Annotated in this window: 15 protein-coding genes; 14 read left to right on the top strand and 1 reads right to left on the bottom strand. The window is 40.6% G+C overall.

The features are described from left to right. Window positions 1-7 precede the first annotated feature (7 nt). The 14 genes from hemF (at window position 8) to ACFOSV_RS11520 (ending at window position 14,219) form a co-directional block, all read left to right on the top strand. Window positions 8-919, top strand: coding sequence for an oxygen-dependent coproporphyrinogen oxidase (hemF, locus tag ACFOSV_RS11585; protein WP_377906177.1), 912 nt, complete (start codon window positions 8-10; stop codon window positions 917-919). Then, on the top strand, window positions 916-1,491 hold the full coding sequence (locus ACFOSV_RS11580; RefSeq protein WP_377906176.1) for a phosphatase PAP2 family protein: 576 nt from the start codon (window positions 916-918) through the stop codon (window positions 1,489-1,491). The genes hemF and ACFOSV_RS11580 overlap by 4 nt, the downstream gene beginning before the upstream one ends. A 96-nt stretch (window positions 1,492-1,587) precedes the next feature. Then, a complete protein-coding gene (locus ACFOSV_RS11575) occupies window positions 1,588-3,063 on the top strand; it encodes a hypothetical protein (protein ID WP_377906175.1) in 1,476 nt (491 codons plus the stop codon). Between the two features lie 60 nt (window positions 3,064-3,123). Then, the gene (locus ACFOSV_RS11570) at window positions 3,124-4,290 is read left to right on the top strand and encodes a hypothetical protein (RefSeq protein ID WP_377906174.1); all 1,167 of its coding nucleotides are present in this window, start codon (window positions 3,124-3,126) and stop codon (window positions 4,288-4,290) included. Between the two features lies 1 nt (window position 4,291). Then, window positions 4,292-6,694: an OmpA family protein gene (locus ACFOSV_RS11565; RefSeq protein WP_377906173.1), complete on the top strand. Its 2,403-nt coding sequence runs from the start codon at window positions 4,292-4,294 to the stop codon at window positions 6,692-6,694. A 5-nt stretch (window positions 6,695-6,699) separates the two neighbouring features. Beyond that, complete coding sequence (locus tag ACFOSV_RS11560; protein WP_377906172.1) at window positions 6,700-7,716, top strand: HAD family hydrolase; 1,017 nt, start codon at window positions 6,700-6,702, stop codon at window positions 7,714-7,716. A gap of 68 nt (window positions 7,717-7,784) precedes the next feature. Continuing rightward, the gene (locus ACFOSV_RS11555) at window positions 7,785-8,825 is read left to right on the top strand and encodes a hypothetical protein (protein WP_377906171.1); all 1,041 of its coding nucleotides are present in this window, start codon (window positions 7,785-7,787) and stop codon (window positions 8,823-8,825) included. A 98-nt stretch (window positions 8,826-8,923) separates the two neighbouring features. Then, window positions 8,924-9,583 carry a porin family protein gene (locus ACFOSV_RS11550; protein ID WP_377906170.1) on the top strand — a complete coding sequence of 220 codons (660 nt, stop codon included), beginning with the start codon at window positions 8,924-8,926 and terminating at the stop codon, window positions 9,581-9,583. A 118-nt stretch (window positions 9,584-9,701) separates the two neighbouring features. After that, window positions 9,702-10,898: a BamA/TamA family outer membrane protein gene (locus tag ACFOSV_RS11545; RefSeq protein ID WP_377906169.1), complete on the top strand. Its 1,197-nt coding sequence runs from the start codon at window positions 9,702-9,704 to the stop codon at window positions 10,896-10,898. Between the two features lie 117 nt (window positions 10,899-11,015). Further along, window positions 11,016-11,489 (top strand): hypothetical protein, encoded by a 474-nt coding sequence (locus ACFOSV_RS11540; RefSeq protein WP_377906168.1) that lies wholly within the window; start codon window positions 11,016-11,018, stop codon window positions 11,487-11,489. A 9-nt stretch (window positions 11,490-11,498) separates the two neighbouring features. Then, window positions 11,499-12,143, top strand: coding sequence for a DUF4136 domain-containing protein (locus ACFOSV_RS11535; protein WP_377906167.1), 645 nt, complete (start codon window positions 11,499-11,501; stop codon window positions 12,141-12,143). Window positions 12,144-12,146: 3 nt separating this feature from the next. Continuing rightward, window positions 12,147-12,740, top strand: a complete 594-nt coding sequence (locus tag ACFOSV_RS11530; RefSeq protein ID WP_377906166.1) for an outer membrane beta-barrel protein — start codon at window positions 12,147-12,149, stop codon at window positions 12,738-12,740. Between the two features lie 281 nt (window positions 12,741-13,021). After that, on the top strand, window positions 13,022-13,561 hold the full coding sequence (locus tag ACFOSV_RS11525; protein WP_377906165.1) for a DUF4136 domain-containing protein: 540 nt from the start codon (window positions 13,022-13,024) through the stop codon (window positions 13,559-13,561). A 16-nt stretch (window positions 13,562-13,577) separates the two neighbouring features. Next, a complete protein-coding gene (locus ACFOSV_RS11520; protein WP_377906164.1) occupies window positions 13,578-14,219 on the top strand; it encodes a hypothetical protein in 642 nt (213 codons plus the stop codon). Window positions 14,220-14,270: 51 nt separating this feature from the next. Here the strand turns inward: ACFOSV_RS11520 and ACFOSV_RS11515 are convergent, their stop codons facing one another. After that, a complete protein-coding gene (locus tag ACFOSV_RS11515) occupies window positions 14,271-16,805 on the bottom strand; it encodes a phosphoenolpyruvate carboxylase (RefSeq protein WP_377906163.1) in 2,535 nt (844 codons plus the stop codon). Window positions 16,806-16,917: the final 112 nt, after the last annotated feature.

Below are 16,917 nucleotides of genomic sequence, written 5' to 3'. Positions count from 1 at the left end.
TCTAATAATGATGAAAAAAACCAAAGAAGATATAGCTGAAATATATAAAAGTGTTCAGGACCACATCTGTAAAGAACTCACTCGTCACGACGGAAAAGGTGAGTTTCATGAAGATCTTTGGCAGAGACCCGAAGGCGGTGGCGGAAGAACAAGGATTTTTAAAAATGGACGGATCATCGAAAAAGGAGGTGTGGCACTCTCTGCTGTCCATGGCAAAACACCTGACAAAATACTTCAAAAATTGAAGCTTGAAAAGGCTGACTTTTTTGCTACTGGAGTATCTATTGTCCTTCACCCCCATAACCCTCACGTCCCCATCATTCATATGAACATCCGATACTTTGAAATGGACAATGGCGTTCATTGGTTTGGTGGCGGAATTGACCTAACTCCGCATTATGTGGTGCCTGAGGATGCTCATTATTTCCACACCGAGGTGAAACGAGTCTGTGACCAATTTGATTCAGCATACTATCCCAAATTCAAATCCTGGGCAGATGACTATTTTTTCATCAAACATCGCAACGAAACCCGGGGAATAGGTGGAATATTTTACGATCACCTTAAGCCCGACACAGATGAAAAATTTCAGAAGACCCTAGATTTCAGCGTAGCTATTGGAAATCTATTTCCTGATATTTACGGTCACTTTATGGGTAAAAATCACGAAATTAAATTCGACGACAACCACAAAGCTTGGCAAAATATGCGAAGAGGACGATATGTAGAATTCAACCTAGTCTGGGATGCCGGAACAAAATTCGGACTTGATACCAATGGGCGCACCGAAAGCATTCTGATGAGCATGCCACCTAATGCAGGATGGGAATACATGCATACTCCAGAATCGGGAAGTGCTGAAGAACAGACTCTTAGGCTTCTTATTAAAGGAATGGATTGGGTTAACTGGAAGCCATGATTGACAATTTGAAAGAAATAGACGAGCAGCTTTTTTTGATCCTCAATGGCCTTCGGGCAGATTGGTTAGATCCTGTAATGTTTCAATTGACTCAGACCATTACTTGGCTCCCCTTTTATGCCTTTTTGATATACTTTATTTATCGGCAGGACCCAAAAAACAGCTGGTGGGTTTTTGCTGGAGCAGCGCTCTCTATCCTCCTTGCAGATCAATTGACCTCAGGCTTGATGAAGCCCTTCTTCGAGCGTCTCAGGCCATGCCACGACCCTAGGTGGGAAGGAGTAATCCATAATTATGGTCGCTGCGGAGGTTTGTACGGATTTGTATCCAGCCATGCAGCCAATACATTTGCCGTCGCCATGTTTTTGAATTTAAAACTGAAACGTAAACTCCCTTATTTGCCTTGGCTTTTTCTCTGGGCTGGAGTTGTAGCCTATACAAGAGTTTATTTAGGTGTTCATTATCCTTTTGATATTGTACTTGGAGCGGCAATTGGAATGGCACTTGGTTTTCTTTCCTGGGTTTTGATTGTTTTTGTCCGGAGAGAACTCCTAAAGCAGGTTTTGAAATAACAGGCTTGCACAAAATCCATTGATCCTCTCAAATCATCCATGTTGAAATACCAAGATCTGTCATCCAGACTGAGGATAAATAATTAAATTGTCTTTATGAAAAGCTCTTTTGGTATCATCCGCCTTAATTTCAGCTTGAATAAAATTATCCTTTTGGCTGGCCTGTCGGTGTTTTTTTTCCAAGTGGCGTGGAGTCAAGATACTCACCACTGGAGTAATCAATTTGGAACCCGTGCAGCGCTACTTGGCGGGGCTGTTTTGACTGATACTGTGGATAATGCTGGTGTGTATTACAATCCAGCCAATTTGGCTTTTTTGGACACAAGTTCACTTTCGATCAATGCAAATCTTTATGGATTGGAAAACATAGAAATCCAAAACGCACTTGGCCAAAAGCAAAATTTCCAAGGACTTCAATTGAATACCGTTCCCCTTCTAATTAGTGGTACATTAAGGAATAAATCGGATTGGAACCTGAGTTACGCCCTGATTACGCCAGTAAGTTTTAAGTTTAATGGGTTAGCCCGCATCGACCAAAATATTGACATTATCAAAGAAGAGGATAGCCCAGGACTTGAAGACTTGGTTGCAGAATCTGGATTGAATACGCGCGTACAGGAAACGAGCGTAGTATTTGGTTTGGGAAAAAGACTCAATCCAAATTTTGGCTTTGGATTCAGCTTGATCAATACCTTCAGGAATGTAGAATACAATTATCGCTTTAGCGCGAAGACCTTTGCGAACGTGGATCCTCCATTTTTGATTTCTCGCAGCCAAAATGAATTCGTGAATTATTGGTCGCTACGCTCAGCTATTAAAGCCGGACTCAATTATCAAAAAGCTAGCTACGGGCTAGCACTCACCGTTCAGAGTCCAGGGATCAATTGGATGGGAAATGGGGAAATTGCTGAAGATATTACCATTACGAATCTCAGGCTTTCCGAAGATGGTGATCGTCTTACTGGTTTTGGCTCGGCAAGACAAGAAAAGCTTAAGTCCAATTACAAATCCCCATTTCAACTTAGCATTGGAGGTCATAAACAATTCAATAACAGTATCATAAGCCTCAATATTACACATTTCGGAGGAGTGGACACTTATAGGATTATAGAAGCCCAACCAGGTGACTTTATTCGCCCTGCTTCTCTGGCAAGTGATGATTTAAACCCTGAAAATTTCCTGAATGTAGAAACCGCCATGCGGGCCGTGACCAATTTTGCACTGGGCTATGAAACACGATTAAACTCGGGGCTTAAACTTCTTGGAAGTTTTAGAACCGACTTTTCCTACTACGACTCTGGCCCCACTCTCGGAGAGCAAATCACAACAGAATTGACCCAATGGGATATTTATCATTTTACACTGGGTTCAGTTTTTGAAAAAGATCGAAGCAGTTTAACTCTTGGACTGGTTGGTAGTTTTGGAGGTACTAGTTCATACATTCAGGAAAATAGCTTTAGTTCGAATGGGCAGCCATCAGATTTGGAAGGTGCGCTAACTATTACCCAGGCGAAATACTCTAACATCGGGCTACTTATCGGCTACTCATTTCGGTTTAAAAAATTCAATTAGTAATCAAAAATCTTTAAATTCAGCTAACGCATTTCTCTGTGTGGATCAAAACAATACTATATGAAAAAAAATTTACTCCTTCTTCTTGTCTTTGTGGCATTCTGCATAAGTCCCGCATTTGGACAAATAAAAAAGATCAATCTTAATCTGATCTATGGAGAATTGAATGGCGGGATGCCTATTCCGGCTGAAGAGCAATTTGCAGTGACTGGTGCGGTACCTGACAAAATTGAAATGGTTAAGCTGACCATTTTTCCATCTAAAAAATCAGAAAAGGCCGGGGCAAGCTACTTTTGGAAATCTCCCTTTGGATACAAAGACGAAGCTTTCCAGATCAATGTAGAACAACCGTTGAGGTCGAATGACGACTATGAACTAGAATTTAGATTTTATCAAAAAGCTGGGCCAGAACAAATTCGTGAAGTAGCTGAATTGGTCTATCAAAATTTAGAAACCTACCTTTCTACCATCACGACGATCAAAAAAGGAGGTGTGGAATTTTCAGAAAGCATTCCCAATATCATGTCCCAAATGGCTAGTATCGTTGAGTCCGGGACTTTTTATTTTGAATTACCAAATGGTCAACCTTTCCCCGGATTCAGTGACATTACTCGAGCGAAACTAGAGCAACACAAAAACTTGAAAATGGGTAAGGCGAAATACAATGCGACTGGTTTAGGTGAAAATGATAATGCTCGTGCCGTGTATGCCAGGACATACCTCGATGAAGTATATGCCATCATCGGCTCAGAACTCAAACAATATTTTTCTCCAAACATGCTTGTAATGGTAGATGAAAAAATATTCAAGAGCTACCGATCAGAGAATAAACCAAATGTAATTCCGCTCAATGCAGGTTATGGTGCGATTTCCTTAAGCAAGAACTTGCAAGAACAGGAGTTTGTGGCTAGCCCATACGTGGGAGTTTCTTTTCCATTAGGTAATCGAGCATTCAACAAATTCATGAATAATCTTTCTCTTTCCACTGGAGTATTTCTCAGTGGAAAGATGGAAAATAGCCTTGGAGAGCGCATTTCGGGACCCGTAATAGATCGCCCGATTTACGTGGGACTTGGCTATAATTTTTTCCGATTTATCCGATTGAATGCCGGTGGTACATTTATTACTACAGAGCAACTGAATGGAACAAACCAAAACTCATTCAATCCTTTCATCGGTGTGAGTGCGGAGTTTAATCTTTGGTTGGGAATAGGTAAAAAGAAGTAATATGAAACGACTATCCCTTTTACTTCTGTCCTTTCTCGTAGTAAGCATAGCACATGCTCAGCTACATGGCAATAAGTTTCGCTTTGGCCTAAGCGGCGGAGTGACAAACTATCTAGGAGATATTAGGCCATTGAAATTGAACGATTTCGAAAATTTCACTAGGCTCTACAAGCGATATGACACCTATTCTGAGCAACTCTCCTACCAAGTATCTCTAGAGTATGCGCTTGGCAATTCGGTGGGTTTAATGCTTTCGGCTGGGACCTATCAGTTCGGGGCTGGAGATCGATTCGTTCAAAATGATGGGACACTTTTGACTGAAGGTTTGAACTTTGATCGTGCACTTAATTTCCAGACGGATTTGTACGACGCGGGCTTATCATTCGTATTTAAACCTGATAATGATTGGATTCTCTCAGGAAAGTCCTTCATAGCTCCCTATTTCACTTTAGGATTTGGCGTTCAGACTTTCGCAGTTTACGGAGACTTACTTGATGCCGATGGAAATCGCTACGATTACACTAATCCTGCTACCATTCCTGATGGCACCTTTGAGACACAGCTAAATGACCTCGGTACAGAAACTTCTAACGGCTACCGAAACACTACATTTTATGCCAATTTGGGTCTCGGAGTTCGTTTTAGAATCACCAAATCACTTGAAATTTTCGCGCAGAGCGATTTTAAACGAGCAGCAACAGACTATCTAGACGACGTTGCTGGAGAGTACAGAACGGTCTATGACAATGATTTTCAGCAATACGCTGCTAAACCAGGTACGAACCTTGTCACTCCAGAAAACAGAAATCGAGGCTTCGATAATCGAAATCCGGATTGGTATATCTATCATGGTATGGGAATCAAATTCAGCTTCGGTGCGAATAAAAAATCTTTTGTACCACCTGTGATTACACAACGGTATACATTCGAACCATCCTCACTTGATTTACAACAGTTAAGGGAAGAAGCCGCCAGAGAGGCAAGACAAGAACTAAGTCCAAGCCAAGGGCAAACCAACTACATTACTGTGATTCAACTTCCTGAAAAGCGAAGATATCAAGCCGCGGATAGTTTATCTATAAGTCTTGATTCCATTGACAGGTTTGCCGTTTTGGAAGAAATCGAATTTGCAAGAAGAGACTCAGCAGAAATCCAAGAATCTTTAGAATCCTTGCAATTCGAGATGAGCGAATTGGATCAGGTAAAAGGTTTGGCGATGACTGACTCTACCACTTCGGAGGCAGTGAGAGAAGCTAGACTACAAAGCTTAAGTGAGCAAGAGATTTCTATGCAAACTCAACTTTCAAGCATAGATTCCAGCAAGCAGGTAAATACCTTTAAACTGGATTCTTTGAACTCACTATTAGTTATGGATTCTCAGCCAAAGGCTGCTCCTGATTCTCTTGATTTCAATCAAATTCTATTGTATCCAGGCCAGGTGACTCGAATAGAATATGGCAATAGCCAAACCACTCGAGTATTAACGGACTCCAGTATGACTCAGACATCAGCGACTACTTCTTCCCAAACCATGAGCAGAGAAGAGTTTGACGAACAAATGGAGAAATTTAGGAGCGAAATGCTTCAAGCTCAAGCCACAAGAGATTCAGCTATGATGATGGCCTTCGCCCAAAAATATGAATCAACTCCTCCTGCAGAAGCCCGTCAAACCAGAGCTCAAGAAGACTCCGAGGAAGATACCGAGCCCCAAGAAATAATTATCAACCAGGAAGCACTGGATGATAAGACCGCCAAAAAAATTCAGAAAAACAACGAGAAAGCGAGGAAAGCTGAAGAGCGTGCAAACAAACAACAAGAAAAAATAGAAAAGAAAAACAATGAACTTCTGAAGGATGCATTGCTCGTTGGAGGAACAGCAGCTGCCACGGCAGCCATTACCAGTGGTGGGAAGGATGAAGTACGAATAGATAGTATTTATGTACAACCTGATTCCTTACTTCTTGCTCGAATAGCGAGCGATTCCTTACTCATCGATAGCTTGAGACGGGTACCTCCGCAAGTCGATACGGTGCAGATCGAAAAAACAACAACTATGCTTCTGAATAGCAGTAAAGTGGAAGTTTATTTTGACATTAATGCACGCACTCTTACTTCCGAAGAAGCTGCCAAGCTTGATCAAGTTGCTGCTTACCTTAATGAAAATCCAAATACAGACGTAGAGCTCATTGGCTTTGCTGATAATACTGGAAGTATCGCATATAATTTGAAGATTTCAGAAGATCGAGTCAAATTTGTGGCCGACTTACTTGAATCTCAGTATGGAATCGCAAAAGATAGAATCCAGATCGAAGCAGGTGGTTTAATACTCAGGGGAACAAAAAAAGGATCTACTGATAAAGACCGGAAAGTAGAAATTCGGCTAATGACTAACACAAAGCAATAGACAAAATGGGAAAACAATTCATTCAGAAAATTTGGTTGGGGATACTTTTACTAGCTGTGGCTTGCTCCGCTCCGGAAGAAGTTAAAGACGTTTCAGAGCCACAGATTGAGTATTTAGTTTCATGGAATGAAGGGCCAAACAAACAATCCATTATTGATTTTGTAAAGGCGACCACTACTCCAGGAAGTCCGGATTTTGTAGCGCCCGAAGATAGAATAGCCACTTTTGACAATGACGGGACTCTTTGGTCTGAGCAGCCATATTATTTTCAATTACAATTTGCAATCGACCGAGTTAAATCCATGGCGGCAGATCATCCAGAATGGAGGGATGATGAGTTAATGAATGCCGCAGCAATGGGTGATATTGAAAAACTTATGTCTTTTGGTGAGGAAGGACTTTTGAAGATAGTTATGGCGACCCATTCAGGAATTAGTGAAGAGGATTTTGCTAAAGAAGTTACGGATTGGATCAATACCGCCCGACATCCCAAAACCAATTTGCTGTACAAGGAAATGGTTTTTCAACCCATGCTGGAAGTACTTGAATACTTTAGAGCCCATGACTTCAAGACCTTTATTGTGTCTGGTGGTGGTATTGACTTTATGCGCCCATGGACTAAAGAGGTTTATGGTATACCCTCTGAACAGGTAATTGGAAGTTCATTAAAAGCAAAATTCGAATTAGTTGATGGCAAGGGACAAGTCATCAAAACTGATGGATTAAACTTTATCGACGATAAAGAAGGAAAGCCAGTTGCTATTCATCAGCACATCGGCAAACGACCAAATGCTGCATTTGGGAACTCAGATGGCGACCTAGCTATGCTTCAGTATTCTTTCGGCACCTCCGGCAAATCGCTTCAGGTTTATATCCATCACACAGATGGAGATCGCGAATGGGCCTACGATCGCGAGTCGCCAATAGGAAGACTAAATAAGGGTCTTGACGAAGCAGCAGCCAATGGATGGACTGTTGTTGACATGAAGTCCGATTGGGCCACAATTTATCCCAAAAACTAAAATTAGCTTGAACCTATAAAACGTGATCAGGTTAAGGATTTGATCACGTTTTTGTTTCTAGACCAATCATGATAAAGTACAATTATCTTCCATTTATTCTCTCTTTTTTATTTTTCTCTTTCAGTCTCGAGAATGCTTATAGTCAGGGAGCTCAAAAAGTATTTAATGAGACTTACGACGACTATTTCGATAGTCTTAGAAATTACGACTATCCGTTTGCGTTACCCATTCTGGGTAAAGGAGCTTACAAACAAGGATATGATCTACCTTACGCTTATGGATTAAGCGCTATATATTTCACTCAAACACAGCAAATCAATATTACTGAAACTCGCATTGGATTTAACGGCAGTGAGCAGATTGACTTTAGTAATGTCATTGGATTCGGCCCCACCATAGCCACAACCAATGCTTACACGGTTCGCCCTGATGTTTGGGTTCTCCCCTTTCTAAACTTGTATGGTATTTTGGGCGGTGGCACCACCCAGACGGATGTCTCACTAGTAAGTCCAGTGGGGTTTGAAACTAGTCAAAACTTCAGTGTATCAAGTTTTGGCTTAGGAGCCACACTCACCGGGGGTGTAGGTCCAGTATGGGTGGCTTGGGATAATAATTACAATTTTGCAGATGTTGAAGTAGTCGTAGAACCCGTTCCTGCATTCAATAGTAGCCTGAGAGTTGGATTAAGTTTTCCAGATTATAAAAATCCAGAGAGAGGGTTACAGATTTGGGCAGGTACTTTTTACCAACAAATCAATAATGACACAAAAGGAAGTATTGGTATCACTGATGTATTTCCAGGGTTTGGAAGTGGGAATACCATAGATGCCCTCAATAACTGGGCAGATGGTTTGCCTCCAGCACAACGTATCATTGCCAAGCAGATTATTGCTGAACTTGAGAAAGCAGCCGGTAACATTCCGACCGATAGTCAGATTGACTATACCATCCAAAAAGAGGTTGCAGCACCTTTCAATCTCATCTTCGGAGCCCAGTATCAGTTTAATAAAAACTGGATGCTACGCTCTGAAATGGGTGTTTTTGGAAAGAGAAGTCAATTCTTACTCAATCTGAATTGGAGATTTCCTGGATTTAGAAGCACCAAATAATAGTGTCATAATTCTATCAAATTAGGCGATAGCTTCTTATCAGAATAATCATACATTAATTCAATCCCTTATATTTGACTATTCTTAAATAACTACAAATGAAAAAGATATTACTTTCTCTAGTTTTATTATTGGCTGCCCAAGTCACTTTTGGACAAGAAATAAGACTAAACACTTATGCTGGCTATGTCTTCAAAGATCGGGTGGATTCTTATTTTTCAAATAGCTCCTATTATGACGGAACCATTCAAGACGGCTTCAGATGGGGTGCGGGACTTGAATTTCATATTCCGCAAAGAGGAGCCATAGAACTACAGTACCTAAGACAAAATACCAATGCTCCTACTACTTACCGTGATGGTGGAATCCTAAATGGTGAAATCCAGTTTACTGATTTTGATTTAGCGATTAATTGGATTTTTGTAAATGGTACCAAATATTTCCCGGTAAATGAGGTTGTCGAACCATTTGCGGGAGGGGGAATAGGTATGGCTATATTTGGTCTGGACAATCCCGACAATGGACGAAGCAGCAGTGCGACAAAGCTTGCTTGGAATTTCAGAGGGGGAAGTAATTTTTGGCTTGCGGATAATGTAGCGCTACGTGTGCAAGCCTCCCTAATGTCTGCTGTACAATCTGTTGGAGGTGGTTTTTACTTCGGTACTGGTGGAGCTGGTGCTGGATTGAGCAGCTACTCTAGTATGTATCAATTTGCTTTTGAAGGAGGGCTAGTATTCAGAATCCCTCAAGGAAAATAAGCAATTCCAAAAGCATTAAAAAGTCGATATCGCAGTAGATATCGACTTTTTTGTTTCATAACGCCTAATTTCCCTAGCTTTGACAAATAGGTGGTTAAATAATAAAACCATTGACAACATGAAAAACCTGTTTTTTGCTTTAGCAATTTTTCTTCTGGCGACAACTGCTTATGGTCAAGGTGATACCTCCTATCGAGCAAATAAATTCAATGATTTCAAACTCGTTCCATTACCTGCGATTGGATCCAATCCAGCGAACGGGTGGCTTTTTGGAGTGGCTCCGTCGGCTACTTGGAGAATGGGTGATCCAGCCACCACCAAACTTTCTAATCTAGTAGGCAATATCCTTTATACCACCAAAAAGCAATGGTTAATCAGTTCAAGAAGTAACATTTTCTTAAATGAAGATGAATGGATTTTAGTTGGGGACTGGAGATATTTTATCACCTCACAGCCCACTTTCGGTTTGGGAAGTAGTACACCGAATGATCCCACAGAAAGCCCGAATCAGCCTGGAGTATATTGGGGTGAGCAGCAGATGGATTTCTCTTGGATTCGATTCTATGAGACAGTTTTAAAGAGAGTTGGTACATCCAAATTCTATTTGGGTGTTGGATATCATTTGGACGTCTATTCGAAGATTGAAAACTTTGTAGAAGAAGAACTCCCTTCCGAAATCCGTTTTTCACATGATTTCTACAATGACCAACTCGGGTTTGATACTGAGCGCTACACCATTTCAGGAATTACTTTAAACGCAGTGATGGAAAATAGGGATGTTGCCGTTTCGCCCTATGAAAAGAATTTCGCTCTGATCAGCTACAAGATCAATCCTTCGTTTCTTGGATCTGATCAATCCTCATCCAGCCTTTTGCTAGACTATAGACACTATTTCCCTCTCAATAAACAGCGTAAAAGACACTTGATAGGTGTTTGGGGCTATGGCAATTTCTTGGTTTCAGGAAACCTACCTTACATGGCGCTACCTTCCATAGGATACGATATGTTTGGGAGATCAGGGAGAGGATATGCGCAAGGAAGATTTCGTGGAGAATCGGCACTTTACACCGAAGCCGAATACCGTTTCCCCCTTCAGAGAAATAAGAACACTTTTGGAGGTACTGTTTTCGTCAATGCGGCCAGTTTTTCAAGTCGAATAGACAACGAGAAGCTTTTAGGTAAAATCAATCCTGGCTATGGGGTCGGGTTTCGAGTAATGATCAATGAAAAAAATCGAACTACAATTTCGGCTGATTATGCTTTTGGGCAAAAAGGAAACTCTGGATTTTACTTAAATATTAACGAGACCTTTTAATTCCATTGGTGAACCGACAAAAACCTTTGAATCTTTTCGATTATCCTCTTTTTTTAAACCCAAAACGGTAAGATTCATTTAAATTTACATTACAAATAACCTTTAATAGTACTTATTATGAAAAAAATAATCACACTAGGCATGTGCCTTTTGATGTCCATTGGAATATCATTGGCACAAGACACCGTCGATGATGAGATCACATTGATCCAGAGTGCCTTTGGTATGGATAAGAAAATGATCGTAGATGCATACATGGACCTTCCAGAAAGCGTGTCTCCTGGTTTTTGGAATGTCTATCAAGAATATGAGAATGAAAGACAAGCTCTTTCTAGAGACCGTATCAAGCTTATCAATGACTATCTGAATGCCTATGAGTCGATTGACAATGAAAAGGCAGATGAATTTGCAGGACGTTCATTGAAAAATGATGTAGCCTTGAGTAAACTTCACGCCAAGTACTACAAGAAATTCAAGAAAGTGACTTCAGCTATAGATGCAGCAAAGTTTTTACAAATCGATATTTACATTCATAATACCATTCGAAACGCCTTGCAACAAGAGCTACCATTTATTGACGAATTTAATTAACTAATAAAAATGAAAAGAATAAACCAACTTATACTTGCCAGTTTGGCGCTACTGGTCTTTACGGCTTGTACTCCAGACGGTGCAGAATATGTAGACGAACTAGATATCGTCTATACCAATTATGACCCAAATTTCGCATTTGAGTCCAAGGGAACATTTTCCATTCCTGATGAGGTAATCAAAATCGATCAGGAGGATGCTCCAAATGAGCCTGGATGGGAACCTGAATTTGTAGATCCTATATATGCAAATGCAATTCTGGAGACTATTAAGTCAAATATGCGAAACTATGGGTACACTGAAGTAGATGAAAGCGCAAATCCAGATTTGATCATTTTGCCTTCTGCAATGCAGACAGATCAGCTTTACTTCTATTATGACTGGTGGTATTGGAACTGGTATTATCCAGGATGGATTCCTGGCTGGGGTTGGGGATATCCGGGATACTTCCCTCCTACGGTGACAAGAATTCGTACCGGGTCTATGTTTATTCAAATGACTGATCCAAAGAACCAATCTGCAACGGATAAGATTCCAGTAGTATGGACAGGAATCGTGAATGGGCTTTTTGAGGGGAATGTCAATACCATTAGTACCCGAATCACTCAGACGATTGATCAAGCATTCGAACAGTCACCTTATCTAGCCAAGTAAATCATGAAAAAACACATAATTATTCTCGCAATTATTTGCATGACCGTGTCAAATGCAAGCTTGGCACAAAATTCTTTGTTTTCAATGAATTACGCCGTGACTGTCCCACTAGGAAATACCAATGACTACATCGATCAAATTAGTGGTCGGGGCTTTGTCTTGGAATATCAGAAATTTGTCAATAAATATTGGGCTATAGGAGGAGAAGTTGGTCATACCACATTGTATAAAAAGGAAGCAAATCAAGTGTACACCGAAGGAACCGCCTCTCTATCTGGTGTGCAATATAGATATCAGTACAACTGGCCTATTATGATCACTGCTAACTACTACGTGATGACTGGCGAGGCACTCAGACCCTATTTTGGTCTAGGTCTGGGTACAGTCGCTCATGATCGCCAAATCGACATGGGTATTTTCACATCCCAAAACACGTATTGGCAATTTGCCCTTCGCCCAGAATTCGGATTGCTATATCAAGCGTCGGAAGGTGTAGGCTTTAGATTTGGAGCAAAATACTTTCAGTCATTTGAAACGAACGGACTTGCAGGTCAGTCCAATCTAGGATTGAACTTTGGAATAGTATTTAGCAACTAATCCTATTTTAAGAATTAAAATGAGCCAAGAGGCAAGAGTAAATATTACTCCAGCTAATTGGCTCATTTTTTTTCCCCTATTGGCATTATCTTTAATGAAGTCTAAAACCAATTTCTTGAATTAATTGAAATAGATGGAGAATTGAATTTACTATTTAAGAATACTTCATTCTATTTAGAACCAACCCTATCTGATAATTTTCACTTCATTGTTTTTTGATTAATTTCACAACTGTTTTTTGATTAATTTCACAACGTTTAATTAAAAAAAGACACCATAGAATGAGACAGTATCAGATAATTATTGGAGCTCTCTTGCTGATGATTCTGACGAGCTGCAGCTCCACGAGCACCTTAAGCGATGAATTTGCAGATTTTGATCTTTCTGCATATCAGTCATTCGATTTTTTCACTGTTGATGGACCGGATGAAAAGCTCGCCGACTACGACGCAAATCTTGAATTTCTTAAAGAGGAAATCAATAGACAAATGACCGAAAGAGGTCTGAAGCAAGATTCCTCATCTCCTGACATAAAAATAAATTTAGGTATAGTGGTGGAAGACAAGGTTCAAACCAGAACAACAAACCTTGCCACAGATCCTTTTATGTACAGTGGCCAGCGCAACTATACTTGGGAGAGTAGAGAAGTACCAGTCAATACTTACAAAGAAGGTACACTTACCATGCACCTTGTCGAAGGCATGTCAAATAAGGTAGTTTGGGCAGGTACTGCTTCTAGAGTCGTTCCGAAGAAAACCGATAAAAAGCAAAGAGCTGCTCAGGAAGCTGTGTCAGAGCTTTTCGACCAAATAGACAACTAATTACTAATACACTTATATGAAAAAAATCAATTTAATGCTCGTGGCAATCATTTGTTTTGCCGTAGCTTCTTGTTCTCCAAGTACAAAAATCCTTGGTTCTTGGACTGGTCCAAACACACCTACTGAAGGATACAACAGTATTTTCGTCACTGCTATTACAGATAATATTGTGGCTAGAAATACCATCGAAACAGACATTGATAATCTCCTTGAACAAAAGAAAATCGAAGCAATTAGCTCATTCGATATCATTGCTCCAGGATACAAAGCTCAGGCGAGTGACAAGGATAGAATATTAGAAGAGATCAAGGCAACAGGATCTGATGCCATCCTTACGGTAGCGTTACTCGATCAGACGTCAGAAACTAGATATGTACCTGGCACCACCATGTACTCTCCTATGGGATATGGCGGATACTATGGCCGATTCTACGGATATTATTCGTATTACAACCCTGTTATGTACGATCCGGGATACTATACCACTGACAAGAACTACTACATTGAAATGAACCTTTACGATGTACAGACGGAAGAACTAGTGTGGTCTGCTCAGTCGGAAACTACAAACCCTTCTTCAATAGAAGCATTCTCGTCTACATTTTCTCAACTGGTTGTAGGCCAATTGATCAAAGATGGTCTGATTTCTAAAGACTAATATAAAATTATCCCATACCAAAAAAGGCCATCAAATTGATGGCCTTTTTTGTTACGCTGCATTTCTTGCCGCATTGATAATCCCAAACATACTTCGCAGTATCAACCGCTGCATGATTTTGTCAGGCTTACCTGATTCAAGCATGGATTGAATGGCGTACTGCTGAATGGTGATCAATGGAAGTACGATTCGCTCACGAATTTCAATAGAAGCACTGCTAACAGGATTGTCTTCCATCAGCTCTCCTTGTCCAGAAACCTCAGCAAGCTTTTCTAGGGAAAGCGTATACTCTTTATACATTTTCTCCCAAAATTGTCCATACTCCTCATTATCCTTCAAATAAGCCGTGGCTGGATAAAAGCACTTTTTTAAGGATTGCATAGAATTACCAAGTAAGGCTCTAAAGAAAAGACTTTGATCATACAGATCTTTAACCTCTCGAATCCTACCTTGCTCATCTAATCTATCAATGGCCTTTCCAACCCCATAAAATCCGGGGATATTTTGTTTCATTTGAGCCCAAGAACCCACAAATGGAATCGCCCGCAAATCTTCAAACTTCAATCCCTCGCCTTTCCCACGCTTGAGTGGTCTAGACCCGATATTGGTCAACCCAAAATATTTCAATGGAGTAACGTGCTCCAAATAGGGAACAAATTTCGGATCATTCTTAAAATCTTTATACGATTCATACGCCTCATCGGCTAGCTCCTGAATCAGCTTCCTTTGCTCATTATTGAGATTGCGCTCCTCGTCAGAATAGAGGTGGTTTTCCATTCCGGCACTTAAAAGTTGCTCGAAATTATAGGTACAAGAAACTCGCTTACCGTAATTTGCTGATATTGTCTGGCCCTGGATGGTCACTTGGATTTCTGCATTTTCCACCTTTTTGCCCATCGAAGCATAGAAATTATGCATATTCCCACCACCTCGAGCTGGTGGTCCTCCTCTACCATCGAAAAAGACTACAGTAATTCCATTTTCCTGCGAAGCCTTGGTAAGCTCTTCTTTTGCTTTGAGAATAGACCAGTTTGCAGTCAGATACCCCCCATCCTTTGTGCCATCAGAGAAACCAAGCATAATCGTCTGCTTATCTCCTCTTTTCGCCAGATGCTGGCGATATGGCTCAAATTGATACAAGAATCGCATAATATCAGGTGCTGCAGATAAGTCATCGATTGTTTCAAAAAGTGGAACGATATCCAAAGACAAATCCCCCTGATCACTCGCAAGCAATAATTGATTGAGCTGAAATACTTCTAAAATATGTTTAGCAGATTGACTATTGGAGATGATGTAGCGGTTCAAAACATCCTCGCCATTCCCTTGCTGTACCGTTGCAATACTCTGGATGGATTTGAGCATTTCCTGATGGAATTCATCTTTGAAATCAGAAATCTCTGGAAGCTTGCTCACTGCAAAAATTTGCTCAATTTGCTCCTCTTCGGAATTCCCCCATTTCTTACCCAAAATATCAAAAGCCTCATCCCAAAGGGCATCATGCTTCCGGCTATCCTGTCGCATGTCCATGTATGCAAAATGGAACCCAAAGATTTTCACTTTCAGAATAAACTGGTCCAAAACTTCCAAGAAAAGACCATTGTGATGTTCTACCAGCACCTTTCTTGCCATGAAGAGTTCTTCGAGTACCTCTTCCTTAGACTTGTATACCTCAATCCCTTCAAACAGCGTGTTATAAATACCCGTCTCTACTCGAATCATAATCTCCTCTACATGCTGAAAAGTCAGTCTTCTGCGAAGCACTCTCAGATCACGGTAGTAGCATCTCAACACCCATTTTTTCAGTCTTTCAGCAACTTGAATGGTTGTTTCATGGGTTACGAAGGGATTTCCATCTCGATCTCCTCCCGGCCAAAACCCAATCTTAAATAGTCCAGGGTTTTCCCACTCATGCAGGGGCTGATCCAATGAATAAAGCAAACGTGCCATGATATCGGAGATACTTTGATAAAAGACATTCTCCAGATACCAGATCAAACTGACAGCCTCTCTGTAGGGTGATGGTTTCGTTCGGTTTATAAAAGGAGTCTTTCCAAGCTGCTGAAGTAAGAGATTGATATTACCAAGATCATCCTTTCGGATCGCCTGTTCCAAATCTGTAATGATACTCAAGACATTCCCAGGATAAAATTGCGTGGGGTGAGCTGTCAAGGTCAAGCGAACAGAAAAGGTCTTCAGTTTTTCTATCAACTCTGCTTTTTTACGATCATTTTCCACTCGGGCCACCAATGCCTTGATCGACCCCTTCCCGTTCAGATCATTTATTTTTTCATAAGCCGAGTCTTCTATGGAGTCAAAAAGAACCACTTGACGCTCTACATATTGAATCATCTGAAAAAGCAGCTGCTGCCGTTCTTCCGAAGTCCGATTCGGCATCAATTCTTCAAAAAAGTGTGTGATTATTTCTCGAGGAGAGAAATTTTTTTCAAATCCTTCCTGACAGTGGGTGCCAAGAATCGGAAGTAATGTGCCCGTTCTATAAATGTCATCAAATGGCAAGTCTAGGAAAAGGCTATTGTAAATTGTAAATCGTTTTGCGACTTCGGTATCGTATATTTTATTCATTTTGACTTGTTTTCAAGACTTCTTGAAATTACAATTTTTTAGGGAAAATCGGGATATACTTGAGAATTTGGCAAGAAGTTATTTGCTTTTATTCTTATTTGTTAAAAAAATA

It is taken from the genome of Algoriphagus namhaensis, assembly GCF_042649705.1.
Classification (GTDB): Bacteria; Bacteroidota; Bacteroidia; order Cytophagales; family Cyclobacteriaceae; genus Algoriphagus; species Algoriphagus namhaensis.
This window is presented reverse-complemented; position numbering and strand designations above follow the sequence as displayed.